The 24,709-nt window shown below is 62.7% G+C and carries 25 protein-coding genes and 1 tRNA gene; 11 read left to right on the plus strand and 15 right to left on the minus strand.

What is annotated here, in order from left to right; translation table 11 throughout:
* Positions 1–18: 18 nt before the first annotated feature.
* Positions 19–816 carry a sterol desaturase family protein gene (locus FJV83_RS30830; protein ID WP_095774453.1) on the minus strand — a complete coding sequence of 266 codons (798 nt, stop codon included), beginning with the start codon at positions 814–816 and terminating at the stop codon, positions 19–21.
* Between the two features lie 297 nt (positions 817–1,113).
* On the opposite strand from FJV83_RS30830, the gene FJV83_RS30835 reads away from it, so the two are divergent.
* Positions 1,114–1,347 (plus strand): hypothetical protein, encoded by a 234-nt coding sequence (locus FJV83_RS30835; RefSeq protein ID WP_142887118.1) that lies wholly within the window; start codon positions 1,114–1,116, stop codon positions 1,345–1,347.
* A gap of 311 nt (positions 1,348–1,658) precedes the next feature.
* On the opposite strand, the gene FJV83_RS36645 is transcribed toward FJV83_RS30835, so the two are convergent.
* Positions 1,659–1,817, minus strand: coding sequence for a hypothetical protein (locus FJV83_RS36645; RefSeq protein ID WP_179295961.1), 159 nt, complete (start codon positions 1,815–1,817; stop codon positions 1,659–1,661).
* 270 nt (positions 1,818–2,087) lie between these two features.
* On the opposite strand from FJV83_RS36645, the gene FJV83_RS30840 reads away from it, so the two are divergent.
* A complete protein-coding gene (locus FJV83_RS30840) occupies positions 2,088–2,399 on the plus strand; it encodes a hypothetical protein (protein ID WP_142887119.1) in 312 nt (103 codons plus the stop codon).
* A 103-nt stretch (positions 2,400–2,502) separates the two neighbouring features.
* On the opposite strand, the gene FJV83_RS30845 is transcribed toward FJV83_RS30840, so the two are convergent.
* Positions 2,503–2,745: a hypothetical protein gene (locus tag FJV83_RS30845; protein WP_095788745.1), complete on the minus strand. Its 243-nt coding sequence runs from the start codon at positions 2,743–2,745 to the stop codon at positions 2,503–2,505.
* A gap of 225 nt (positions 2,746–2,970) precedes the next feature.
* Positions 2,971–3,060, minus strand: a tRNA-Ser gene (locus FJV83_RS30850).
* A gap of 275 nt (positions 3,061–3,335) precedes the next feature.
* On the opposite strand from FJV83_RS30850, the gene FJV83_RS30855 reads away from it, so the two are divergent.
* The 7 genes from FJV83_RS30855 to FJV83_RS30885 all read left to right on the plus strand — a co-directional run bounded on the left by FJV83_RS30855 (position 3,336) and on the right by FJV83_RS30885 (position 10,866).
* The gene (locus tag FJV83_RS30855) at positions 3,336–4,559 is read left to right on the plus strand and encodes a septal ring lytic transglycosylase RlpA family protein (RefSeq protein ID WP_142887120.1); all 1,224 of its coding nucleotides are present in this window, start codon (positions 3,336–3,338) and stop codon (positions 4,557–4,559) included.
* A gap of 83 nt (positions 4,560–4,642) precedes the next feature.
* Positions 4,643–5,809, plus strand: coding sequence for a D-alanyl-D-alanine carboxypeptidase family protein (locus FJV83_RS30860; RefSeq protein ID WP_142887121.1), 1,167 nt, complete (start codon positions 4,643–4,645; stop codon positions 5,807–5,809).
* Positions 5,810–5,885: 76 nt separating this feature from the next.
* Positions 5,886–6,560, plus strand: a complete 675-nt coding sequence (gene tmk / locus FJV83_RS30865) for a dTMP kinase (protein ID WP_095774458.1) — start codon at positions 5,886–5,888, stop codon at positions 6,558–6,560.
* Positions 6,557–7,612 (plus strand): DNA polymerase III subunit delta', encoded by a 1,056-nt coding sequence (locus FJV83_RS30870; RefSeq protein WP_142887122.1) that lies wholly within the window; start codon positions 6,557–6,559, stop codon positions 7,610–7,612. The genes tmk and FJV83_RS30870 overlap by 4 nt, the downstream gene beginning before the upstream one ends.
* A gap of 84 nt (positions 7,613–7,696) precedes the next feature.
* Complete coding sequence (gene metG / locus FJV83_RS30875; RefSeq protein WP_142887123.1) at positions 7,697–9,250, plus strand: methionine--tRNA ligase; 1,554 nt, start codon at positions 7,697–7,699, stop codon at positions 9,248–9,250.
* Positions 9,250–10,044, plus strand: coding sequence for a TatD family hydrolase (locus tag FJV83_RS30880; protein ID WP_142887124.1), 795 nt, complete (start codon positions 9,250–9,252; stop codon positions 10,042–10,044). The genes metG and FJV83_RS30880 overlap by 1 nt, the downstream gene beginning before the upstream one ends.
* Positions 10,045–10,047: 3 nt before the next feature.
* Positions 10,048–10,866 carry an MBL fold metallo-hydrolase gene (locus FJV83_RS30885; protein ID WP_142887125.1) on the plus strand — a complete coding sequence of 273 codons (819 nt, stop codon included), beginning with the start codon at positions 10,048–10,050 and terminating at the stop codon, positions 10,864–10,866.
* 426 nt (positions 10,867–11,292) lie between these two features.
* Here the strand turns inward: FJV83_RS30885 and FJV83_RS30890 are convergent, their stop codons facing one another.
* From FJV83_RS30890 to FJV83_RS30915, 6 genes are all read right to left on the minus strand, one after another.
* On the minus strand, positions 11,293–12,072 hold the full coding sequence (locus FJV83_RS30890) for a pyrroline-5-carboxylate reductase (protein ID WP_142887251.1): 780 nt from the start codon (positions 12,070–12,072) through the stop codon (positions 11,293–11,295).
* A gap of 37 nt (positions 12,073–12,109) precedes the next feature.
* Positions 12,110–12,994, minus strand: coding sequence for an aldose 1-epimerase family protein (locus FJV83_RS30895; RefSeq protein WP_142887250.1), 885 nt, complete (start codon positions 12,992–12,994; stop codon positions 12,110–12,112).
* Between the two features lie 165 nt (positions 12,995–13,159).
* Positions 13,160–13,876, minus strand: coding sequence for a Bax inhibitor-1/YccA family protein (locus FJV83_RS30900; RefSeq protein WP_095775749.1), 717 nt, complete (start codon positions 13,874–13,876; stop codon positions 13,160–13,162).
* A 23-nt stretch (positions 13,877–13,899) separates the two neighbouring features.
* Complete coding sequence (locus FJV83_RS30905) at positions 13,900–14,673, minus strand: anti-sigma factor (RefSeq protein ID WP_142887249.1); 774 nt, start codon at positions 14,671–14,673, stop codon at positions 13,900–13,902.
* Positions 14,670–15,221, minus strand: coding sequence for a sigma-70 family RNA polymerase sigma factor (locus FJV83_RS30910; protein ID WP_142887248.1), 552 nt, complete (start codon positions 15,219–15,221; stop codon positions 14,670–14,672). Before FJV83_RS30910 ends, FJV83_RS30905 begins: the two co-directional genes overlap by 4 nt.
* 87 nt (positions 15,222–15,308) lie before the next feature.
* Entirely contained in the window at positions 15,309–15,902 is a 594-nt protein-coding gene (locus FJV83_RS30915; RefSeq protein WP_142887247.1) for a histidine phosphatase family protein, read from the minus strand.
* Between the two features lie 179 nt (positions 15,903–16,081).
* Here FJV83_RS30915 and FJV83_RS30920 point away from each other — a divergent pair, with 179 nt between their 5' ends.
* Together FJV83_RS30920 and mazG are read left to right on the plus strand one after the other, a co-directional pair.
* Positions 16,082–17,266 (plus strand): amino acid aminotransferase, encoded by a 1,185-nt coding sequence (locus FJV83_RS30920; RefSeq protein WP_142887246.1) that lies wholly within the window; start codon positions 16,082–16,084, stop codon positions 17,264–17,266.
* Positions 17,267–17,346: 80 nt separating this feature from the next.
* Entirely contained in the window at positions 17,347–18,171 is an 825-nt protein-coding gene (gene mazG / locus FJV83_RS30925; RefSeq protein WP_142887245.1) for a nucleoside triphosphate pyrophosphohydrolase, read from the plus strand.
* Positions 18,172–18,232: 61 nt separating this feature from the next.
* Here the strand turns inward: mazG and hflX are convergent, their stop codons facing one another.
* From hflX to FJV83_RS30950, 5 genes are all read right to left on the minus strand, one after another.
* Positions 18,233–19,624, minus strand: coding sequence for a GTPase HflX (hflX, locus tag FJV83_RS30930; RefSeq protein ID WP_142887244.1), 1,392 nt, complete (start codon positions 19,622–19,624; stop codon positions 18,233–18,235).
* Positions 19,625–19,870: an RNA chaperone Hfq gene (gene hfq, locus FJV83_RS30935; RefSeq protein WP_006202172.1), complete on the minus strand. Its 246-nt coding sequence runs from the start codon at positions 19,868–19,870 to the stop codon at positions 19,625–19,627.
* A 145-nt stretch (positions 19,871–20,015) separates the two neighbouring features.
* A complete protein-coding gene (locus tag FJV83_RS30940; protein ID WP_095775755.1) occupies positions 20,016–20,879 on the minus strand; it encodes a D-amino-acid transaminase in 864 nt (287 codons plus the stop codon).
* Between the two features lie 100 nt (positions 20,880–20,979).
* Positions 20,980–22,341, minus strand: coding sequence for a sigma-54 dependent transcriptional regulator (locus FJV83_RS30945; protein WP_095775756.1), 1,362 nt, complete (start codon positions 22,339–22,341; stop codon positions 20,980–20,982).
* The gene (locus tag FJV83_RS30950; RefSeq protein ID WP_095775757.1) at positions 22,331–24,616 is read right to left on the minus strand and encodes a PAS domain-containing sensor histidine kinase; all 2,286 of its coding nucleotides are present in this window, start codon (positions 24,614–24,616) and stop codon (positions 22,331–22,333) included. The genes FJV83_RS30945 and FJV83_RS30950 overlap by 11 nt, the downstream gene beginning before the upstream one ends.
* Positions 24,617–24,709: the final 93 nt, after the last annotated feature.

A 24,709-nucleotide genomic window follows, 5' to 3' on the forward strand; every position in this document is an offset into this window, starting at 1 on the left:
GCGTGTCGGTGTCAGCCGTCAGGCTTCGGTGCTCGGCACTGGACGGTTCGATCGCTTCTCGTCCGGCAGGAGCGGATAGCTGACCTGCCCGAAATAGCTGGAGGGGATCGGATCATCGACGCCGTATTTTTCCGGCACCTTGTCGCCAGTGGCATTGTAGGTGCCGAACACCATGTCGAGGACAGGCAATTGCCCGGCGAAGTTCTTGTCATAGGCCTCGCGCTGGTTGGCATGGTGCCAGCGATGGAACTGCGGGCTGGCGATCAGCCACTTCAAGGGACCGAACGGAATCCGCACGTTCGAATGAACGAGCAGCGTGTGCCAGAAGTAGATGACCGAAAAGACGGCGATCGAGGCTTCGGAGAAGCCGAGGAAAAAGATCGGCGTCAGCGACAATGCCTTTGTGAGGATGGCGTCGACCGGGTGGGAGTGAAAAGCGCCGAGCCAATCCAGTTCCTCAATGCCGTGGTGTACCGCATGGAATTTCCAAAGCGCCGGGATCGTGTGGAAAGCCCGGTGTGCCCAGTAGACGCCGATATCGGTGATCACGATGATTTCGGGAACCTGCAGCCAGACGGGCTGGCCGCCAACGGTCTGCGTGATTGATTGCGGAACGAGGATCGCAGCGGCTTCGAGTGTGTTGGCCGCGATCAGAACGATGACCAATTTTACGATGAGGCCATTGAACAGCATATAGATCAGATCGACACCCAGGCCCTTGCGCAGGACCTTCTGGGGCCGTTCGTGAAACAGATGTTCGAACGGAATGAAGATCAGCGCGCAGATCAACAGCCCCTTGATGCCAAATATATCCATTCGCTCGCCTCTATTGCCTAGCCTGGCCAGCACCGCACGCGCCTCAGCTTCCGAACAGAACCACATTTCTCCTTTCCAAAGGCTTGATGCCGGCGTCTGACCAGAGTGTCACATCGGTGTCGCAACCGGGCGATATGAAGACAAGGCGCGGTCGGCGAACGCAGCGCGTGCCGTGCGTCCTCCCAGGACCAACCCCTCCGGTTCCCTGCCGGTGGGGTTTTCTATTTCAGCTACCATCTTGGCAGTCGCGAATTATCCTTGCTATCGTGGTCTACGGTCAGCACAGGACACCCCGTCATGGACGCAAGTGAAATGAGCGCGATCGGCGACACCCTCATGAGGATCGTCACGCCCGACATGTCTCCCAAACAGCTTGTCAAGGCAGCCCAAAAAGCGCACCCCAAGGCCTCGAAGAAGGACATCGCCAGAGCGGCCTTCTTTTCGATCATCGCAAATGCGGATCAGGACATCGGCAAGGCCAAGAAGCTTCAGGCATTCGCCATCGCGGAGCGTACCCAGCCGTCGGATTGAGCAATCGCCTGGCATGCACGGGCCTGTCGTCGCCGCACGCGCTCATCGCCGTGGATAGGCCGCCCGGCAAACCGACATTATGGTGTCGCCCCAACGGCTGGATCGAACGCCCGACCAGTTCGCGGATCAGCGCCTGGATCCGTGCGGTCTTGGCTCGGCCCGCATCACCCCCGCCAACGTGATGCAGGCGCCATTTGACGCGGGCCGACCAACTAAGGTCATGCCGAACGTTGGCCAGCGGCCGCGCGGGCTGCCACGATTGCAACCACAGGAAAAACCCGGGCGCGTAAAGCATCTAGGCGCTGGCTCTCTCAAGCCCGTTTATTAGCCCTCGAAAGGATTTCACGAGACCGCTCTATAAGCCTACGGTTCCGCTCGATGAGTTCCTGAGTTTCCTTAATGCGGATGAGGCTTTGCCGCTCCCGTTCATCGAACTCAACCGGCTTTTTGGTGTCGTCGATCTGTTGCATGCAATGGCCGCCTTTAAATCGTTGCGCGTCCGCCTGCATTAGAAACTCGCGAGGGGTGGAACTGTTCCTCGGCAAGCAACAGAGCGTGGCAGAGGCTTCGGCGGTGGGAGGGATGCTTCGCCGGTGTAGGACGGAGCCTTTGGCCGCTGGGCCGCTAGTAGTCCGGCCAGTGAGCGTTTCTGCGGGCCGCGCTGTCGGCCTGATCTACACGCCAAGAACTTGCTAATATTCGACTGGAGGCGCAAGATTTTCTGACACATGAGGCTCTTTTTGATCGCACTCGTTGTCGCTCACAACTGGTATACCGGCTACCACGATCCGGTCACCGGATATGAATGCTGCGACGACAAGAAGGATTGTAGGGTCATTAGCTCGCGCTATGTCGAGCCGCTACCGGGCGGCGATTTCAATATCCGCACGGGGTCCAAGAGTCGATACTTCATCCCCAAGAACCGCGTCCTAGAGAGCGAAGACAGCCAATATCACATCTGCACGTCTTCCCCGAATATGACCATCCGCTGCTTCTTTGCGCCGCACACGGAAGCCAGTGATAGCGAGGAGGTGGCTGAGGCCACACGATGAGCCGGGAGGAAGTGATATCCGCCTACGCGGCACGGGAGTGGCCGATGCAGACCCACAGTAGCCCGCAGCCTAACAGTTGCGGGCCTTCCGCTTTATGGAGCGCCTAGAGTCCGAATGAGGGAGTCCAAGGGTTGGTATCGTACCCAAGGTGCGGCTTAGGACTACTTGAATCGGCCTGTGGTGAAATGGCCGTACCGGTTGCCGCACAGTCCAATTTCGCGGCAACTGCAGCCTTGATCGAAAGGCCGGCACACGCGTCGGCAACGACCTTTGCCTTCTTGTCGTGCGCCATGGCGGCGCTCGACGCGGCAAGCACAATTGCCGCGCAAAGAATAGCGGTTTTCATTAGATGCCCCTCTTTTAGCAAAAGCTAATAAGAAGTTAACGCTGCGGAAGGGTTACCGTCAATCACAGATCATTGGTCCACTGAAGTCGAGGTCAGCGTGGATCGAAACGGGGGCGAACTCTTAGCCCGCCGGCTCGGCTTCCCGGCTTTTTATGTAGGGGATTGGGGCAAAAGTTATGGCAAGGCCCATCCCATAACCCTAACCATTTGTTTTTATTGATATTGTGGCGGAGGGAGTGGGATTCGAACCCACGGTGAACTTGCGCCCACGCCGGTTTTCAAGACCGGTGCCTTAAACCGCTCGGCCATCCCTCCAGTGACATCAGTCACATGCGACTGCTCTAGTGTGCCCGGCAAAGGCCTGTCAACCGGCATGCGTGGCCGCGCGTGTTCCTTCACTGAACCATGCAGCAGGGCAGCGCCACAATCTTGCCCGGTTCCGGCCACAATCAATTAATACCGTGATAAACAATTCCTGCGCACAAAGGATCGGGGTTCAGGGTGCCGTTGGTATTGTCGAGCGAGTGCTTTGGCTCCTCTGCTGTTCATACGACGGCGTCTTGATTGAGACTGTAGGGGATTTCAGGACAATGCAGGCTATGACGCGCCCGCGTCTTCGTCGCGCTTCCACGCTTACGCTGCTTGCTGCGTCGGCTGCTCTGCTGGCGGCTTGCGCGTCGCAGCCTGAGCCGAAGGGGATGGTCAATCCCAAGCATCGCTCCAAGGAATATTTCGCCGAAACCGAATATGGCGTGAAGGCGAGCCCGCGCGCTGGCTTCATGCGGCGCGGCGGTGGTCGCGACCAACTCGGCAAGCCTTACCAGGTGCGCGGCAAGTGGTACTATCCCAAGGAAGATCGGCACTATGCCAAGGTCGGCCTGGCCTCGTGGTATGGCGACGCCTTCCATGGCCGGCTGACCGCCAATGGCGAAGTCTACGACATGACGCATCTGACGGCCGCGCACCCGACCATGCCGCTGCCCAGTTACGCCCGTGTCACCAACCTCGAAACCGGCAGTTCGGTCATCGTGCGCGTCAACGACCGCGGACCGTATCATGAGGGCCGCATCATCGACGTCTCGGAGCGCGCGGCGCAGATGCTCGATTACGACAAGGTCGGCACAGCGAAGGTCAAGGTCGAATATGTCGGTCGCGCGCCTCTCGATGGCAATGACGACCAGTATCTGATGGCCTCCTACCATCCCGGCAACAGGATTCCGGATCCGTCGGATGGCCTGCCGACCGGCGTCATGGTGGCCATGAACGGACCGTCGCCAAGCCTGCCGGTGGGCGCGGCCGCCGTGCCGTTCCCCGGTCAGCTGACGGATTCAAGCGAGGCCGCGCAACCGTCTTTGTCGGCGCAGGCGCCGGCTTTCGGCGATCTGGCGCTGCCCGATTTCGGACCGATCGTGCCGGAGCGTCCGGAGATCGGCCTGCCGCCGCAGTCGCCGTTCGCGGTGGCCTCGCTGTCCTATGCGGATGAACGCGTGCAGCGCGCGGACGTCTTTGCCGCGCTGGACGACAGCGGCATGTCGCCCGCCGATATCCTGCGGTCGTGGAAAAAGTCCAATCCGCAGGCGTCACCGTCCAGCGCCGACTATGTCGCCGCCGGCACGTTCGACGACGCCACCGAAGCCAAGCGCGTGGCAACGGCACTTCAGCCCTTCGGCCGAACGGAAATCCAGCGTTCCGACCTCGACGGCAATGACTGGTACGCGGTCAATCTCTATCCGAACGGCCATGGCGGCCTGGACGAATTGCTGCAGGCGGCATGGTCGCACGGCGCACCCGATGCGCTGGCTGTGCGCAACTGATCTATTTTCTCCGCGCGGTTGATCCGGCGGAAAAAACCCTGATAGCTTGGCTGTGCCAAAACCGGCAAACGGGTCGAGATTTCATGCAGTTGCGCGCCTTTCCGCCATTTGCCGGCTTTCTGGGACTGGCCTTACTGCTGCTTTGCCTCGCACCAGCTCAAGCGCAGCTTTTCGAGACCAAGGCCACTCAGGCCTTCATGATCGATGCCGACACCGGCACGGTCCTGTTCTCGAAAGACGCCGACAAGCCGATCCCGCCGGCCTCGATGGCCAAGCTGATGACCATGGAGGTGGTTTTCAACGCCATCAAGTCCGGGCGCCTCAAGCTCGACGACACGTTCGTGGTCAGCGAAAACGCCTGGCGCAGGGGCGGCGCGCCATCGGGCACATCGACGATGTTCGCCAAGCTCAAATCCGCGATCCGACTCGAAGACCTGATCCAGGGCGTGACGGTGCAGGCGGCCAATGACGGCTGCATTGTCATCGCCGAAGGCATGGCCGGCTCCGAGGACAATTTTGCCGCGCAAATGACCGAGCGCGCCCGCCAGATCGGGCTCAAGACATCGACCTTCGTCAATTCGACCGGCCTGCCGGCAGACGGCCAGCAGACGACGGTGCGCGAGCTGGCGCTGCTGGCGCTGCATTTGTGGCGCGACTATCCGGATTTCTATCGCTACTACGGGCTGAAGGATTTCACCTGGAACAAGATCTCGCAGAAGAACCGCAATCCGTTGCTGGCAATGGACATCGGGGCCGACGGTCTGGCTGTCGGCGCGAGCGAGGTCTCGGGCTTCGGTATTGTCGCTTCGGTCGGCCACAACGGCACGCGGGTGATCATGGCGATGAGCGGGTTGGCCAACGACAAGGAGCGTGCCGAGGAGGCGCGCAAGCTGCTCGACTGGGGCGCGCGCTCCTTCGAGAAGACGGAGATCTTCGCCAAGGACGAGGTCGTCGGCGAGGCCCAGGTTTTTGGCGGTGCGAAATCCGGCGTGACGCTGAAGGCAAAGGGGCCGATCGACATCTTCCTGCCGATCACCAACCGCGACAAGCTGACAGCCAGGATCGTCTACACCGGGCCGGTTGCGGCGCCCGTGGAGGAGGGCCAGCCGGTGGGGGCGCTGCGCGTCTGGATCGGCGACACGCTGAGCCAGGAGACGCCGCTTTTCGCTGCTGAATCGATCGGCGTCGGCACTTTGCCGCAGCGCGCGCTCGATGCCGTCAAGGAACTGGCGATCGGCTGGCTGCGATAGCACCGACGGCATGGACGTTTTCCCGGACGCGGACTATCTAGAGCGCAACAATCCACCTGGACAAAGGCCCTTTCGATTGGCGCGCGGATTTTTCATCACCTTCGAAGGCGGCGAGGGCGCAGGCAAGTCGACGCAGATCGAGCGGCTGGCGAGAAAGATGCGCGCCAAGAAGTATGATGTCCTGCTGACGCGCGAACCGGGCGGCTCGCCGGGTGCCGAAGCGGTCCGGCATGTGCTGCTTTCGGGTGCCGCCGAGCCATTCGGACCGAAGATGGAGGCGCTGCTCTTCGCCGCCGCGCGCTCCGACCATGTCGAGCAGGTCATCCGGCCGGCGGTCGAGCGCGGCTCCATCGTGCTTTGCGACCGTTTCCTTGATTCCTCGCGCGTCTACCAGGGCGTCACCGGCGGGATCGACTCGGCGTTCATGGCCACGCTGGAACAGGTCGCCATCAATGGCATGATGCCCGATATGACGCTGATCTTCGATATCGATCCAGCCGAGGGCCTCAGGCGCGCGACGCTGCGACGCGGCAGCGACGCCGACGCCGACCGCTTCGAAAAGGAGACGCTGGCCATTCATCAGGCCCGCCGCGAGGCTTTTCTGGCGATCGCCGCTGCCGAGCCGGAACGCTGCATCGTCGTCGATGCTTCCGCCGATCCCAATACGGTGGAGGACGTCGTCACCGCGGCCGTCTTCGCGGCGCTGGAGGCGAGGGCGCCCGCGCGCAACAGGCAGGCAGCACCCGTATGATCTTCGAACGCATCGCGCCGGAACAGCATGATACGCTGGACGGCGTTCCCGAACCCTCCGAAACGCCCCGTCTGGTCGGGCACAGGCAGGCAGCGGAAATGCTCGCCGCCGCCTATCGATCGGGAAAGCTGCCGCATGCGCTGATCTTCGCCGGACCGGTCGGCATCGGCAAGGCGACGATGGCCTTCCACCTGGCGCACCATCTCTTGAAGCACCCGGCCTTCGGGCAGGCGCCGGAAAGCCTTGCCAGTCCCGATCCGGCCTCACCGCTGTTTCGCCAGATCGCGACCGGGGCGCATCCGGGCGTGCTGCATCTGACCCGGCCGATGAACGACAAGACCAAGAGCTTCAAGACGGTCGTCACCGTCGACGAGATCCGCCGGGTCAGCCGCTTCCTGTCGATGACCTCGCATGACGGCAGCTACCGGGTCGTCATCGTCGATCCGGCCGACGACATGAATGCCAACGCCGCCAATGCCTTGCTGAAGAATCTTGAGGAGCCGCCGGCGCGAACGCTGTTCATTCTCATCGTCCATGCGCCGGGCAGCCTGCTGCCGACGATCCGCTCACGCTGCCAGGTGATACGCCTGACACCGCTCGACGCCGACGAGTTGATGGCGGTGCTGGAAACAGCCGAGCCGCCGCCGCCGGACGATCCGGCCGCGCGGGCAGCACTGGTCGAGCGGGCAGGGGGCAGCGCCCGCAACGCGATCCTTTTGACGCAATATGGCGGGTTGGAGATCGCCTCGACGCTCGACGCGCTGGTTGCGAAGGGAAAAAACGACATCGGCGGCGCCTATCGGCTCGCCGAAGCCGTCGCCGGCCGCGACCAGGCGATCCAGTTCGATATCTTCAACCGCCGGGCGCTCGACCTTTTGTCGGATGCTGCAAGCCAGGCCGCGCTCGCAGGCGACCTCGCAAGGGCGAAAACGCTGTCGGACACTTGGCATGAGGCGCTGGACGCTATATCTGAGACCGACACCTACAATCTCGACAAAAAGCAGCACGCCTTGATCATGATCGACCGCCTGAATTCTGCGATGCGAATGTGACGGCCTCCACCGGGATGGCAATCGCCATTCCGATGCGATATCCACCGCCACGGCTTCCATTCAGACATTCATGACGGTTCATTCATGTCACGCGACACATTCTACATCACGACCGCGATTTCCTATCCAAACGGCAAGCCGCATATCGGACATGCCTACGAGCTGATCGCCACCGACGCGCTTGCGCGCTTCCAGCGCCTCGACGGCAAGCAGGTCTTCTTCCTCACCGGTACCGATGAGCACGGCATCAAGATGCTGCAGACGGCGAAGCGCGAAGGCATTTCGGCGCGCGCGCTGGCCGATCGCAACGCGGCCGATTTCAAGCGCATGGCGACCGCGCTCAACGCCTCCAATGACGATTTCATCCGCACCACGGAAGAGCGGCACTATGCGTCCTCGCAGGCGATCTGGAAGGCGATGGACGCCAATGGCGATATCTACAAGGGCGGCTATGCCGGCTGGTACTCGGTGCGCGACGAAGCCTATTACGGCGAGGAGGAGACGGAGGTCCGTCCCGACAATGTCCGCTACGGACCGCAGGGAACGCCGGTCGAATGGGTCAAGGAAGAGAGTTATTTCTTCCGCCTCTCGGCCTACCAGGACAAGCTCATCGCGCTTTATGAAAGCCAGCCCGACTTCATCGGCCCGGCCGAGCGCCGCAACGAGGTGATGAGTTTCGTCAAATCGGGACTGAAGGATCTGTCGATCTCGCGCACGACCTTCGACTGGGGCGTGCCTGTGCCGGGCGACGACAAGCATGTGATGTATGTCTGGGTCGACGCATTGACCAATTACATCACCGGTGTTGGCTATCCCGATGAAAACGATGAGAAATGGCGCTTGTGGCCGGCCGATGCGCACATCATCGGCAAGGACATTGTGCGTTTCCATGCGGTTTACTGGCCAGCCTTCCTGATGTCGGCCGGCATCCCGCTGCCGAAGCGGGTTTTCGGCCACGGCTTCCTGTTCAACCGCGGCGAGAAGATGTCGAAATCGGTCGGCAACGTCATCGACCCGTTCACCATGATCGAGCATTACGGTCTCGATCAGGTGCGCTACTTCTTCCTGCGCGAGGTACCGTTCGGCCAGGATGGCAGCTACAGCCATGAAGCGATCGTCAACCGCACCAACGCCGATCTTGCCAATGGCCTCGGCAATCTGGCGCAGCGGTCGCTGTCGATGATCGCCAAGAACTGCGGCGGCGTGGTGCCGAAGCGCGGCGATTTGACGGAAGCCGACAGCGCGATCCTGGATCAGGCGGTGACCGCTCTCGCCACCGCGCGCAAAGCCATGGCCGGGCAAGGCATTCATTTGGCACTGGCGGCGATCTTCGATGTGGTGGCGGAAGCCGATCGATACTTCGCAGGACAGGCACCATGGGCGCTGAAGAAAACCGATCCGGAACGCATGGAAACGGTGCTGTGGACGACCGCCGAACTGGTGCGGCGCGTGGCGGTGCTGTGCCAGCCCTTTATCCCTGGATCGACAGCGAAGCTGCTCGACCTGCTGGCGGTGCCCGCGGACAGACGTGATTTCGCGCATGTCCACGCCGACCATGCGCTGGTGCCGGGCACTGCCTTGCCGGTGCCGGAAGGCGTGTTTCCACGTTACGTCGAACAGCCGAGCGCGAACGCCTGATGCTTGTCGACAGCCACTGCCATCTGGATTTTCCAGATTTCGCCGAGGAGCGGGCGGCCATTGTCGCCCGCGCCAAAGCGGCCGGAATTGGCCGCATGGTGACGATCTCAACCCGTGTGAGGCGGTTTCAGCAAATACTTGAAATCGCGGAGACTTTCGACGATGTCTACTGCTCGGTCGGCACCCATCCGCACAATGCGGAGGAAGAGTTGGACGTGACGGCGGCGGAGCTGATCCGCCTGTCGGCACACCCGAAGGTGGTGGCAATCGGCGAAGCGGGGTTGGATTATTTCTACGACAAGGCGCCGCGCGATGCGCAGGCGCAGGGCTTTCGCAATCACATTGCCGCCGCTCGCGAGACCGGCCTGCCTCTCGTCATCCATTCGCGCGATGCCGATGACGACATGGCAGCCATTCTAGAGGACGAAACAGGGAAGGGCACCTTCCCCTTCATCCTGCATTGTTTCTCCTCCGGACGCCGGCTGGCCGAGGTGGGCGTCTCGCTCGGCGGCTACGTGTCGTTCTCGGGCATACTGACCTTCAAGAACTCTGCCGAACTGCGCGTCATCGCCGCCGGCGTGCCGCATGACCGCCTGCTCGTCGAAACCGACGCACCCTATCTGGCGCCGATCCCGTTTCGCGGCAAGCGCAACGAGCCTGCCTATGTCGCGCACACCGCCAAGGTGCTGGCGGAGACGATTGGTGTCAGCGAAGCTGAAATCGCGGATCTGACGACGAACAATTTCTTCCGCCTGTTCGGCAAGATGCCGCGACCTCCTGAGCTGAGCGCCTGAACGATGACCGACCGGCTGCGCCTCACCATTCTTGGCTGCGGCTCGTCGCCGGGTACGCCGCGCATCACTGGCGACTGGGGCAATTGCGACTCGACCAATCCGAGGAACCGGCGCATGCGCACGGCAGCGCTGGTCGAACGGATTGCGGCCGATGGCGGCCGTACCACCGTGGTCATCGACACCGGGCCGGATTTCCGCGAGCAGATGCTGCTTGCGTCGGTCAAACGCATCGACGCGGTCGTCTACACCCACCCACATGCCGACCATATTCACGGCATCGACGATCTGCGCGGCTATGTGCTCGAGCAGCGCCACCTGATCGACATCCATGCCGACCAGCCGACGATGCTGCGCCTGCGGCAGGCGTTCGGCTATTGCTTCGAGACGCCGCCGGGCAGTTCTTATCCGCCGATCGTTCGGGCGCATATCATCGACCACGCAAAGCCTGTCATGATCGAAGGCGAGGGGGGTGCCCTCGCCCTTGAACCGCTGCCGCAGATTCATGGCGACATCATCTCGCTCGGCTTCCGCGTTGGAGGGCTGGCCTATTGCCCTGACATCAGCGACTTTCCCGACGCCACCGCCGAGCGGCTGCGCGGCCTGGAGATGCTGATCATCGACGCGTTGCAGTACAACCCCCATCCCAGCCATCTGTCGCTGGGCCAGGCGCTCGGCTGGATCGAAAAGCTGACACCGAGGAAGGCCGTGCTGACCCACATGCACGTGCCGCTCGACTATGCCACGGTCAAGGGCGAACTGCCGGCCAACGTCACCCCGGCCTATGACGGCATGGTGATCGAAATTCCCTTTGAATCAGCGTGATACGAACGGACTCTGATGAAGGTGCTCTGCGTTTTGGGGCGAATATCAGCAGCGTTCACATCCGTTTATAGCCCGTCATGCACGAACACTTCAATCGGCCAGTTCGATCTCCACGCTTTGCTATCATCATTCGCGCAGCGTCGGCCGTTAGCTCAAGGCAACACGCCCCGATCGAGCCAAATCCATGAAAATCAACGGCAATTTCCAGATGCTGGCCAACAGATAAGTTCCATAATCTATCTTATGCGACTTTCCGACATCGTAAACGCTGGACGTTGCGCTTGCCCCATGCGTGATCCTCAAACTCCTCCGCCCGCCGACATTGACGGCCTGTCGGCGCTGACCGTCGCGCGCCTTCTGGTCAATGTGATGGGCACCATCGCCCGGCAGGTTTGAAACCCCGGACCATCCTCGCAAGCTTTCCCGTCACGTAGCGCCGGCCGCTGAAATGCGCCGATGCACGCCGTCCAGGCTTTCCGCCAGCGCATCGAAGACGTTGCGGGCCGTAAGTTCGTTCAGGACCTGCTCGTTGATGCCGCCACGGGTCGCATAATCCTGCGCCAGATGCGTGAAGTCCGCATCGGGCGCCGTCTCCGGAGCGTGTCCGAGCGCCATGAAGAGCGCAGCGATATAGTCGCGCCCCTTGGTGTCCGGCACATCATGCGCTTTCAGCCAGCGATGGATCGTATCGAGGTACTTGAAATAGGTGGCATAGGTCGCGGTAACGACGCTCAACGCATCGAACTCGCTGGAGCTCTCGACCTCGATCACGGTCCCCAGCCCGCCGAACAAAGCGGTCATGTCCCGATCAGGCGGATAAATGATCGTCGCCCCCCGCCGCCGGGCGATCATCGGCATCGGCAGCGCTTTGGTCACGCGGCTCGCGGGTGCGGTCAGGCCGGCTATTTCCTCGCGTGACAACGTGGCGATCAGGCTGATGAGGTGATGGGTTCGCCGAAATTTCAGTTGACGCAGCACCTGGTGGGCATCTTGCGGTCGGACAGCCAGCATGACGGTATCGCAATCGTCGAGCACCGCCTGATTGTCGGCGGCAACACGTATGTTCGGATAGCAGGAAGCGAGGTTGGCCGCGATCTCTTCGTTGCGTGGCGACAACACCACCGATACCGGATCGCCATCGAGGGATTTGAGCCCGGTGACAATGGCTGAAGTCAGCGCACCTGTGCCGATGAAGCCGAGTTTCATTGGGTACTCCCAGGTGTTGGCTCTGCAGCTCGGTCGGTCACCGCCGCCCCTGCTCCAGACCGATCCGGTAGCTTAGCGAACGCTTGGCCCCCGGCTCGATCAGCATCACGCCGGGTTTGTCGCTGAACTCGCCGTCGAAATCGGCCGGGCTCGCAATACCACGCCAGGGTTCGATGCACAGGAAGGGCGCGCCGCCGGGCTTGGACCAGATGCCCAACTCTTCGGCTCCCTGCCATGACATTTCGATTGCCGGACCGCGCTCGGCTGCATATCGCACACTGGTGCTGGCGGGCCGATCCAGGATGACGGCGTCGTCATCGAACAGCCGTTCGGACAGCGCAAGCGTTCTGCCATCGATGGGCGTCGTCCGCGTTTCCGAGAGCAGAAGGCCATCCTTCAGGCGACGAACCGGCGCCGGCTCACTCGCGGCAAAGGTCAGCCGATAGGCCTCCTTGGGCAACTCCGGCAGCAACGGCCAGTTGAATGCAGGATGAGCACCGATCGAGGCCGGCAATTTCTCGTCGCCGGTGTTGGTCACTTGCAAGGTCACATCGAGCTGCGGTCGGTCCAGCGTATAGGTGACGGCAAGGCGAAAGGCGAAGGGATAATGCGCACGCGTGTCGGCGTCATCGGTGAGCACCAGCGTGCAGGAGCGGGGTCCCCTCTCCTCCCAGGTGAACGGTTTGTCTCGAGCGAAGCCGTGCTGCGTCATCGGATAGGTTCGGCCGCGATGACGCAGTCGATCGCCCTTTAGCCGGCCAACGATCGGGAACAGCACCGGCGAATGGCGCCGCCACTCCGGCCCGGCTTGCCACAGAAACTCAAATCCCCGCCCATCCTGCAGCGAAACCAGTTCGGCACCCTGCCCTGTTATGACAGCCGAGATGCCGTCGCCATGAAGCGTTTGGCTGTCCTGTGCCACATGTCCTCGCGGGCCGGTGTTGAAGGCTGGTGCGGCGGCAGACTAGCAAAACCTATTGGGGACTCAAGGTGCGGCCGGAACGATTTGTGGCCGGAGGATCTCTCCTCCGGCCACCTCTCCGCATCAAGGGCGAGAACCCCCGCCCTTGCCCATGGCGGACAGTCGCTACTCGCGCTCACCGGTGAAGTTTAGCAGCAGCTGGAAGATGTTGATGAAGTTCAGGTAGAGCGAGAAAGCACCGAAAACAGCCAGCTTCTGGCGCGATTCCGCATCGAAATTCTCGGCATATTGTTCCTTGATCGTCTGCGTGTCCCAGGCGGTCAGGCCGATGAAGACGGCGATGCCGATCACCGAAATGGCGAACTGCAGCGCGGTCGAACCGAGGAAGATGTTGACGATGCTGGCGATCACCACGCCGATCAGGCCCATGATCAGGAAGGACGAGAACTGCGTCAGGTCGCGCCTGGTCGTGTAGCCGTAGAGGCTGGTGGCGCCGAACATGGTGGCGGCGATGAAGAAGGTGCGCGCAATGCTGGTGCCGGTGAAAACCAGGAACACGGAGGCGAGCGACAGGCCCATCACCGCGCAGAAGGCCCAGAACATCGCCTGGGCGCTGGCCGCCGACATGGTCTGCATCTTGAACGAAAACAGCATGACGAAGGCCAGCGGCGCCAGCATCACCACCCATTTCAACGGGCTGGAGAAGATTGGCACGTAGAGCGCCGGCGTCGATGACACCAGGAACGCGACCAGGCCGGTGACCACGAGGCCAAGGCCCATATAGTTGTAGACGCGCAGCATATGCTGGCGCAGGCCCTCGTCAAAGACGGCTCCGGCCTGGGCGCCGGCGCCGACGCGATATCCCAGATTGGGCGTGTTCATTTGCAGTCTCCTTTGTGGATCGGTCAGTAAAGCGTTCTGGCGAGCGTCTCGGCGGCGCTGTCGAGATCATGAACCCCGCTCCGCGCGACCACCGCATAGGCGACCTCGCCGATCTGGAAATAGGCCGAGGAAATGTCGCCCGACGGCGCGACGGTCGGCTTGACCACGTCGAAGGTTCCCGGCCGGATCGCAAACAGCGACACCAGGCCCATATCCTTGGTGTCGACAGCCATCTCGACGCTCGGGCCGAAGCGCGACGGGTAGATCTGCACGTCGCGCACCTTCCAGTCCTTTGGCAGTGACGGCATGACGATCGCGGTCGCCGCACGGATCTCGCCGGCACTGTAGTTGGGCGCTTCCGGCTGCGAGGGCATGGTCTCGCGCACCAGCGTCGTCCGGTGCGCGCGCACCGCCTCGTCGACATAGGCGGGCGGCTGCGGCGACGCGACGACCTTGGTCACCGACATCGGCCCGATGATGCCGTTTGCCAGCCAGCCGGCGGCAACGAAGGCGGCAACGGCTGCAGCACGCTGCAGCACGCCGAAGATGCGGCCACGGACAAGTCCCCTCTCCAGCCGCCGCGCCGCGTCAGCGGTGGCCGGCCGTGCCATGCCCTTGGAGCCGGCAAGCGCCACGCGCAGTTCATCGCGGGTCCGCAGATCCGACATGACGCGCGCGGCGGCCTCCGGGCGTGTCGACAGGAAGGCTTCGACCTCGATGCGGCGGGTGACATCCAGCTGGTCGTCGACATAGGCGTCGAGGTCAGTTTCCGTCACAGGGTCGACAAGAGCGCTCATGGCTCACCTCCCACGATGCTGAGATGATTTCTTCCGCGCGCCGGGGCGGCGTCTTCCATCTGGCGCAGTGCCGCGCGCGCCCTGCCGATGCGCGACATCAGCGTGCCCAGCGGCACGCCGGTGGCATTGGCCGCCTGCTGGTAGGAAAGCCCTTCGATGGCGACCAGATGCAGCGCCGAGCGCTGCTCTTCCGGCAGGTTGAAAAAGGCGTCCCGCACCTGCGCCAGGCGCACCGAATGTTCCTGCGGCGCCGGCGTAGCGGCGTCGGCGAGGTATCCGGCCCGTTCGATGCGCATCGCTTCCGAGCGGCGCGAGCGCATGCGGTCGACAAATGCGTTGTGGACGATGGACAGCAGCCAGGCACGCAGGTTTGCGCCCGAGCGGAAGGTGCCGCGCCGCTCATAGGCGCGCACAAGCGCGTCATGCACGAGATCCTCGGCATCCGCGCTATCGCGCGTCAGCGACTGCGCATAGCGCCGCAGCGATCCGAGCTGTCCTATGATGTCAAAGCGTGGCATCGACCGTTTCATGCCCTGTTTACGGAGCATGTGGGGATGTTAATCCCGACCCGTGCCATTTTTCTTTGGCGGTTTCCCCGGAGGATTGCGCTCGCAGCCCCTCCGCCCGCCCGGCTCTTAGGGGCGAAGTGGTTTTGCCGGTTTGGGTGTAGTCACACCGCAAGCGCGCAACACCCATCGGCGGCCGTCGCTGCGAAAATCGGTGATGCTCAGCGGCTCGATATCAATCTTCCGACAGGCGGCAAGCGGAGCACCCAGAACGTGCACGATCGCGGTGCGAATGACACTGGCATGGGTCAGCGCGATGGTGTGGCCAGGCTCTGCCATCAACCGGTCCATCAACTCGGAAGCCCGGCGGCCAACGTCGGCCAGCGACTCGCCGCCATGCGGCGCTGCGTTGGGGTCGGTCAGCCAGGCGGCGATGTCGCCGGGCTGTTGGGCCTGCACGTCCTCAAAACTCTTCCCGGCCCAGCCTCCATGATCCTGGTCCGCCAGGAGCGGTTCGACCGATGCGTCCAGCGATAGCGCCTCGGCGGTCTGGCGGGCGCGAAGCGCGGGTGCTGTCCATGCGCGGTCGGCGCGGCGCAGCGTCCCGCGCATCGCCTTCGCCTGCGTCAGCGAGCGCGGGTCCAGCGGCTCATCGAGCGGAAACGAACCCCGCCGGGTCGCGGCCGTGGCGCCGTTGCAGATCATCGTCAGCCGTACGAGCATGAGGCAGTCATTCCTTGAGCCGCTTTCGAAGCGAGGCATACGCTGCAATTAGAATAGCTGCTATCGTTTCGAAAGGCCGCGCCCCCCTGGGGTGCCGCCCTCCGTTTTGCGCAATTAAAACCGCTGGCGAAGCGCCTTCGATTTGCGTATCACTCCGCCGCGCAAACGGAACCATAACGATGTTCGAAGACCTGCAGCCAGCTCCCGCCGACAAGATCCTGGCCCTGATCGGCCTCTATCGCGCCGATCCGCGTCCCAACAAGGTCGACCTCGGCGTCGGCGTCTACAAGGATCGCGACGGCAAGACGCCAGTGATGCGCGCGGTGCGTGAGGCTGAAAAGCAGCTGCTGAACAGCCAGGACACCAAGACCTATCTCGGGCTAGCCGGCGACACCGGCTTCAACGCGGTGATGGCCAAGCTCGCCTTCGGGCCGGGCGCGGACATGACGCGCATCCGGGCGGCACAGGCGCCCGGCGGCTCCGGTGCGCTTCGCCTGGTGGCGGAGCTGCTCAAGCGGACGCGTTCGGACGCCACGATCTGGCTGTCGGACCCGACATGGCCGAACCACATGCCCGTGATGCGCGCAGCCGGCCTGCAGATCCGCGAATATCCCTATTTCGACGCGGCCTCCGGTGCTGTTCGTTTCGACGACATGCTGGCGGCGTTGCGAACGGCCAAGAGCGGCGACGTGGTGCTGTTGCATGGCTGCTGCCACAACCCGACCGGCGCCAACCTCGATGCGGGGCAGTGGCAGGCCGTCACCGATCTGGTCGTCGAGCGCGGCCTGCTGCCGTTCGTCGACATCGCCTATCAGGGCTTTGGCGACGGCCTCGAGGCCGACGCTCTCGGCCTGCGCCTGCTGGCGGCGAAAGTTCCGGAAATGGTCGTTGCCTCGAGCTGCTCGAAGAACTTCGCCGTCTATCGCGATCGTGTCGGCGCGGCGATGGTCTTGGCCAGGGACAGCGCGCAGGCCAACGTGGCGATGAGCCAGATGCTGTCGGCCGCACGCGCCATGTATTCGATGCCGCCGGACCATGGCGCGGCGGCGGTGCGCATCGTGCTGGAAGACGCAAGCCTGCGCGCCGACTGGGAAGCCGAGTTGGAAGAGATGCGCCTGCGCATGCTGAGGCTTCGCGTGGCTTTCGCCGAGGCGCTGCGCCGGCAGTCCAACTCCGACCGCTTCGACTTCGTCGCCAGCCATCGCGGCATGTTCTCGCGGCTTGGTCTCACGGAAGCGCAGGTCGAGCGGTTGCGTGCCGAGCACGGCGTCTACATGGTTGGCGATAGCCGCATCAACGTCGCTGGATTGCCGGAGGACGGCATGGACGACCTCGCCAAGGCGATCGTCTCCGTGCTCGACTGAAGCGGCTCAGCTGTGGACAAGGCCCCCTCGCCGGCTGACAGTGTTGGCCGTGCGTCGGGTCGCAGGATAGCATCCGCCGCATGACGCCATCCAAAGACATTTCGCGCCTGATCGAGATCATGGCCGCGCTGCGCGCGCCGAGGACCGGCTGCCCCTGGGACATCGAGCAGGATTTCTCGACCATCGCGCCCTATACGATCGAGGAAGCCTACGAGGTGGCGGATGCCATCGCGCGCGGTGACCTCAACGATCTGCGCGATGAGCTCGGCGACCTCCTGCTGCAGGTCGTCTACCACGCGCAAATGGCCGAGGAAGCGGGCGAATTCGCGTTCCCGGATGTCGTCCAGGCCATCACCACCAAGATGATCCGGCGCCACCCGCATGTCTTCGGCGACCAGGAAGCCCGCGGCGCCGGCATGGCCAAGGGCATGTGGGAGAAGATCAAGGCCGAGGAGAAGGCGGAGAAACGGCAAGGCCGTCTCGCGCGCGGTCTCGACCCCGAAGACAATGGCAAGGGATTTCTGGACAGTGTTCCGGTCGCCCTGCCCGCTTTGACGCGAGCGCTAAAACTTCAGGAGAAGGCTGCCCGTGTCGGCTTCGACTGGAGCGAGGCAGCCCCCATCCTCGACAAGATCGAGGAGGAGATCGGCGAGTTGCGCGAGGCTCTGGCGAAGGGCGAGACGGCCTCGATCAAGGACGAGTTCGGCGACATGCTGTTCGCCGTCGTCAATCTCGGCCGTCATCTCAAGCTCGATTCGGAAGCCGCTTTGAGCGGCACCAACGAAAAATTCCGGACGCGCTTCCACTATGTCGAGCAGGCTCTCGAGAAGTCCGGCAACACACTGGAGAAGGCCACCCTGAACGAGATGGAAGCGCTCTGGCAGGAAGCGAAGAGCGCGAAGTAGGCCTGTAGATCGGCAATTCGGGACGGAAACGCGTTTACACTTTTCCTATAGTTGCTCCGACCTAGCCGTTGTTTTTGCGACGCAATCGGCTTTCGATCTCTTCGCGGGCGCTTTGTGTAGCCTTGAGCGAGATGGTGGCGCTGCCGTCTTCATTGTCGGTGCGCGAAACGATATCGCCATTGCGATACAGCCAATCGACAAGGCCAAATTGTGCCGGCTCGATCGTCACCGTCAGATCTTCGAGCTCGCCCGCCATGCGCGTCTCGATGAGCGCCTTAAGCGCATCGATGCCCTCACCGGTCACCGCCGATATGGCGATCGGCGGACCCTTGCTGCCGTCTGCGGCATCGGCAAGCAGGCGGCTCCTGTTGCCTTCATCCAGCAGATCGATCTTGTTCCAGACTTCGATCACACGCTTGGTGTCACCGGCGTCGACACCGAGGTCGGCCAGGATGCGCTCGACATCCTCGGCCTGTGCCGCCGTGTCGGGATCGGAAATGTCGCGCAGATGGATGACGAGATCGGCCTCGACCACCTCTTCCAGAGTGGCGCGAAAAGCCGCGATCAAATGCGTCGGCAGGTCGGAGATGAAGCCGACCGTGTCAGACAGGATGATCGGCGTGCCATGCGGCAGGCGCACGCGGCGCAGCGTCGGATCGAGCGTGGCGAACAGCATGTCCTGCGCCAGTACGTCCGCCCCGGTCAGCCGGTTGAACAGCGTCGACTTGCCGGCATTGGTGTAGCCGACGATCGCCACCACCGGGAACGGCACCTTCTTGCGCTTGGCGCGATGCAGGTCGCGGGTGCGACGCACCGTTTCCAGCTCGTGCTTCAGCTTGATGATCTTTTCCTGCAACTGCCGCCGGTCGGATTCGATCTGGGTTTCGCCGGGACCGCCGAGGAAGCCGGCGCCACCGCGCTGGCGTTCAAGGTGGGTCCAGCTGCGGACCAGGCGGCCCTTCTGATAGTTGAGATGGGCAAGCTCGACCTGCAGCGTGCCTTCCTTGGTGCGGGCGCGCTCGCCAAAGATTTCTAGGATCAGCCCGGTTCGGTCCAGAACCTTGGCATGCAGTTCCCTCTCGAGATTGCGTTGCTGCACCGGGGTCAGCGGATGGTCGACGATGACCAGCTCGGCGTCGTTGTCCTTGACGAATTGGGCGAACTCTTCGACCTTGCCGCTGCCGAGCAAGGTTGCTGGACGCGGATCGTTGACCGTCACGACAGCCGTATGGACAGGGTCGAGATTGATGGCGCGCGCAAGGCCGACCGCCTCGTCATGGCGAGCGTCGGCCGAACGCGTCAGCCGCGGGCGGTTGGTGTCGTCGTCGCCGCGCGGCTGACGGGCAAGCACGGGCACAATGACGACGGCCCGGGTCGGCCCCATGGCTTCCGTCCCGGGATGATGCGCTGGTTTTCCGCGAACCGTGCCGTCCGCGTCCTTCTCACGTGCCAATCAGGCGCCCTGGCTTTCCTCGCCATCGAACATCTGAACCGGCTGGCTCGGCATGATCGTGGAAATGGCGTGCTTGTAGACGAGCTGGGAGTGACCGTCGCGGCGCAGCAGCACACAGAAATTGTCGAACGAAGTGACCACGCCGGTCAGCTTCACGCCGTTGATGAGGAAGATGGTGAGCGGGTTCTTGCTCTTGCGAACTGAATTCAGGAACAGGTCCTGAAGATTTTGCGATCGTTCCGCCATTGTTCTTGTCTTTCGCCGATCCCCTTCGGTTTGCAAGCCAATGCGCCAAATTGTCGGGCACATGTCAAGCGCGCAAACACCGTCTTGTCGTCAGTAACGACAAGCAGAACGAGATATATTGATGTTCATTCCACCTGTGCGGTTATCAGGCTGGACTTTTTTCCGCAATGTCAAAAAAGGCCTGCCGTAACGAAAGTGTCACTGAGCCGGGGTGCCCGTTGGCCACAGGATCGCCGTCAATGGCCACGACCGGCATGGCGATCGTCGTGGCGGAACTGATGAACGCCTCGCGCGCCGCCTTGGCCTCGGCGACGGAAAAACCGCGCTCTTCGATCTTCAGGCCGAGCTTCGCCGCAACCTCGAACATGGTCGTGCGGGTGATGCCGCGCAGGATGCCGTGATCGGCCGGTCTGGTAACCAGGACGCCGTCCCTGGTGACGATCCAGGCGTTGGACGAGCCGCCTTCCTTGACGTTGCCTTCGGGGTCGACGAACCATGCCTCCTGCGCGCCGGCCTCCTTGGCTTTTTGCTTGGCCAATACATTGGGCAGCAGTCCGACGGTCTTGATATCGACCCGGTCCCAGCGATTCTCTGGCACGGTAATGATCGAGATCCCGGTCTCGGCTCGCTTTGCTCCAGCCGCCGGATCGGCCTTTTTGGCAGTGACCACCAAAGACGGCTTGGTGTCCGCCGACGGGAAAACAAACTCGCGGCTGGCGACACCGCGCGTTACCTGCACATAGACCAGGCCGTTGACGACATGGTTGCGGTTGACCACTTCGCGCAGAATGAGCGGCAGCACGTTGCGCGCGACTGGCCATGCAATCGACAGTTCGGTCAGCGAGCGGTTGAGCCGGGCAAGATGGCGCGGCATGTCGACGATGAAGCCGCGCGCCACCTCGCAGACCTCATAGACGCCATCGGCGAACTGATAACCGCGATCCTCGATATGCACGGAAGCGTTCGCGTGAGCGACATAGCGCCCGTTGACATAGGCAATGCGCGGCATTGGCGACCCCTGAAAAATCTCGGGCCTTCTTATGCGATTCCGCCGCCGCCGTAACCGGCAAATGCTTGGACCACGCGCTGTTCAGCACAGGTCCCGCGCGTCAGACGCCCAGCGACTTCAGTTTGCGGTGCAGCGCCGAGCGCTCCATCCCGATGAACTCGGCGGTCTTCGAGATGTTGCCGCCAAAGCGGTTGATCTGGGCGATCAGATAGTCCTTCTCGAACTGTTCGCGCGCCTCGCGCAGCGGCAGCGCCATGATGTGCTGGTCGGACTGATTCGGCGTGCGCGGCATGACATCGCCGATCTCGGACGGCAGAAGGTCCGCGGTGATCGGCGCATCGACGTCGTCGCCGCGCGCCAGGATCATCAGGCGCTCGACATTGTTGCGCAGCTGACGCACGTTGCCCGGCCAATTGTGCGCCTGCAGCACGGCAAGCGCATCGTCGCCGATACGGCGCGGCTTGATGCCGGCCTGGCGGGCGATCTGCTTCATGAAATTGTCGACGAGATAGGGAATATCCTCGCGCCGTTCGGCCAGCCCCGGCACCATCACCGGAACCACCGCCAGGCGATGATAGAGATCCTCGCGGAAACGCCCGTCGGCGATCATGGCTTCCAGGTTCTGCGAGGTCGAGGAGATGATGCGGACATCGACCTTGACCCGTTTGGTGCCCCCTACCCGCTCGAACTGCTGCTCGACCAGCACACGCAGGATCTTGTTCTGCGTCTCGCGCGGCATGTCGGCCACTTCATCGATGTAGAGGATGCCGCGATGGGCTTCTTCCAGCGCGCCGACCTTGCGCTCGACACCGTTCGATTCGGTGCCGAACAGTTCGATCTCCATGCGCTCGGGCGTGATGTTGGCAGCGCTCAGGGTCACGAACGGCCCGCCCTTGCGGGCCGACAGCGTGTGGATGGCGCGCGCCGCCAGTTCCTTGCCTGATCCGGACGGGCCGATGATCATCACACGGCTGTTGGTCGGCGCGACGCGCTCGATGGTCTGGCGCAGTTGGCTCATCGCCGACGACATGCCGATCAGGTCGAAGGTTTCGCCGCTGCGCTGCTTGAGGTCGGAAACCTCGCGCCGCAACTTCGAGGTTTCGAGCGCACGCTCGGCGATGAGGATCAGCCTGTCGGCCTTGAACGGCTTCTCGATAAAATCGTAGGCGCCACGGCGGATGGCCGAGACCGCCGTTTCGATATTGCCGTGACCGGAGATCATCACCACCGGCAGAGTGGGATGCATGGTCTTGATCTCGTCGAGCAGCGCCAGACCGTCCAGGCGCGAGCCCTGCAGCCAGATGTCGAGGAAAATCAACCTCGGCGCCCGATCGGCTATGGCCGCCAACGCGCTGTCGGCGTCAAATGCCGTACGGGTTTCGTGACCTTCGTCGCTCAGTATGCCTGCGACGAGCTCGCGGATGTCTTCCTCGTCATCGACGATGAGAATATCAGACGCCATTACCGACCTTTTCAGTTTCTCTTTCGTGTTCCGTCTTGCCTTCGCCGCGCAACGGCGTGACGGCCGCGGGCGGCAGGATGATGCTGATCATCGCCCCGCGGCCGCCATGGAAGTCCGCAGGCGCATCATGAAGTTCCAGCCTGCCGCCATGGTCCTCCACGATCTTCTTGACGATAGCGAGACCAAGCCCGGTGCCCTTCTCGCGCGTGGTCATATAGGGCTCGAGCAACCGTTGGCGATTCTCCCGCGGCAGACCTTTGCCATTGTCGATGACGTCGATTCGAATCGCGCCATTCTGACGGCCGGCTTGAATCCGGATTATGCCGTGCGAACCGTCCTTTTGTTCCAGTCCGTCGATCGCCTCGGCGGCGTTCTTGATCACATTGCCGAAAGCCTGCGCCAAAAGGCGGCTGTCGAACGTGCCCTTGAGCGGTTCGTTGCCGAAAATCCGCTCGAAGGTGATGTCGGCGCGGCTGACTTCGACCAGGAAGGACGCCTCACGCAGCGATTCGCGCAGATCGATGGCCTTCATCTCGGGCTTGGGCATGCGCGCGAAAGCGGAGAATTCGTCGACCATGCGGCCGATGTCCTCGACCTGCCGGATGATGGTGTCGGTGCATTGGTCGAAAACCTCACGGTCTTCGGTGATGACCTTGCCATAGCGGCGCTTGATGCGCTCGGCCGAAAGCTGGATCGGCGTCAGCGGGTTCTTGATCTCGTGGGCGATGCGCCGCGCCACATCGGCCCAGGCGGAAGAACGCTGCGCCTGGACCAGATCGGTGATGTCGTCGACGGTCACGACGTAGGATTTCTCCTCCGAGCCGTCATCGCCCGCCTCGACGGTGATCTGCACGTTGAAAGTACGCTCGGTCCCGGCGCGGAAAAACGTCACCTGCTCTCGGTAGACGGGCTTGCCCGACTGGCGACCGATCTCGAAGACACGGCCAACATGCGGCAGAATGGCGGAAAGGTTCTGCCCGAGTGCGGCACTGGCGGAGACGGCCAGCATCGATTCGGCTGAACGGTTGACGATGGTGACGATGCCGTAGGGATCGACGCCGATGACGCCGGCGGTGACACCGGCAAGCACCGCTTCGGAAAAGCGCCGCCGTTCGTCGATCAGGTCCTTTGCCGACAGGATCTCGTTGCGTTGCGATTTGAGCTCCAGCAGCATCTTGTTGAAGGTGTCGCCCAGCGAGGCGACGTCGCCGTCGGAAGGCCTGACCGGAACCGCGACGTCCAGATTGCCTGTCGCCACCTCGTCGGCGGCGCCGATGAGCTGGCGAATCGGCCGCACGAGACGGTCGGCGACCGCGATGCCGGTCCAGATTGCCGACAAGATGATGATCAGCGTCAGCGACAGATAGGGCAGCGCGAAGGCCACTTGCGAGGTGCGCCTGTTGTCTTCGAGATTGCGATACTCGTCGGTGTTGGACCTGACGATCTGCCGCGCCTTGATCACCTCGGGATCGACAAGGCGGATGGTGTAGAGGTAGAGGCCCTCGATCTCGCGCAGCTTGACGATGGCGCCCATGATGTTGCGGGTGCGCGGCTCTATCAGCACCGGTTTGCCGTCGGTGGCGCTGCTGACCGCGCCTTCCGGCGGTTCCGGCATGGCGAAATCGGCATCGGTCTGCGCGCTCATGACGAACGAACCGTCGGGCTTGATCAGTGCCGCATGGGCCAGCGACCGGCCCACCGCCTCCTTGTTCAAGAGGTCGAGAAAGCCTGTGCGATCAAGGCCGTAGAGTGTTCGCGACGCGTCGAGATCATAGGCCATCGACAGCGTCGTGCCCTGCAAGTTGCGGGCATTTTCCTGAACATAGGCATCGGCGATCGATAACGAGGAATTGACGATCGTCTTGGTGCGAATCTCGAACCAGCGATCGAGGCCGATATCGAGCGTGATCGAGGCGATAATGGCCACCATGATGGCGGGAATGGCGGCAACCAGCGCGAACATGGCAACGATGCGCACATGCAGCCGCGAGGCCGCCTTGCCATGCCGGCGCGCCATGACGATGCGATGCACCTCGCGCCCGACCAGCGCCATGAGGAACAGCACGAAAGCGGCGTTAAGCGCGATCAGCGCCCAGGTCGTCCTGGCGTCAGGCGCGATCGGCGTCGCGCCGACCAGGATAGTGAATGAAATGGCCGCCATGACCAGCGCGCCGACGACCGCCACCACGCCGGGCAGCGCCAGCAAGCGGCGTCCGTCGCGCGCGCCGGGTTCGCTGAATAGCGGTTGGTTGAGTACAGGTGCCTGCGGAGCCATGTCGCCGTCTGGGAGCCAATGATTGCGTCCGATCTATGCAACGCATTGTGGCGATTATGCAACAAGTGTGACAATGGCGGAAATCTTTCGCCG

It is taken from the genome of Mesorhizobium sp. WSM4307 (genome assembly GCF_007003945.1).
In the GTDB taxonomy this organism is placed as follows: domain Bacteria; phylum Pseudomonadota; class Alphaproteobacteria; order Rhizobiales; family Rhizobiaceae; genus Mesorhizobium.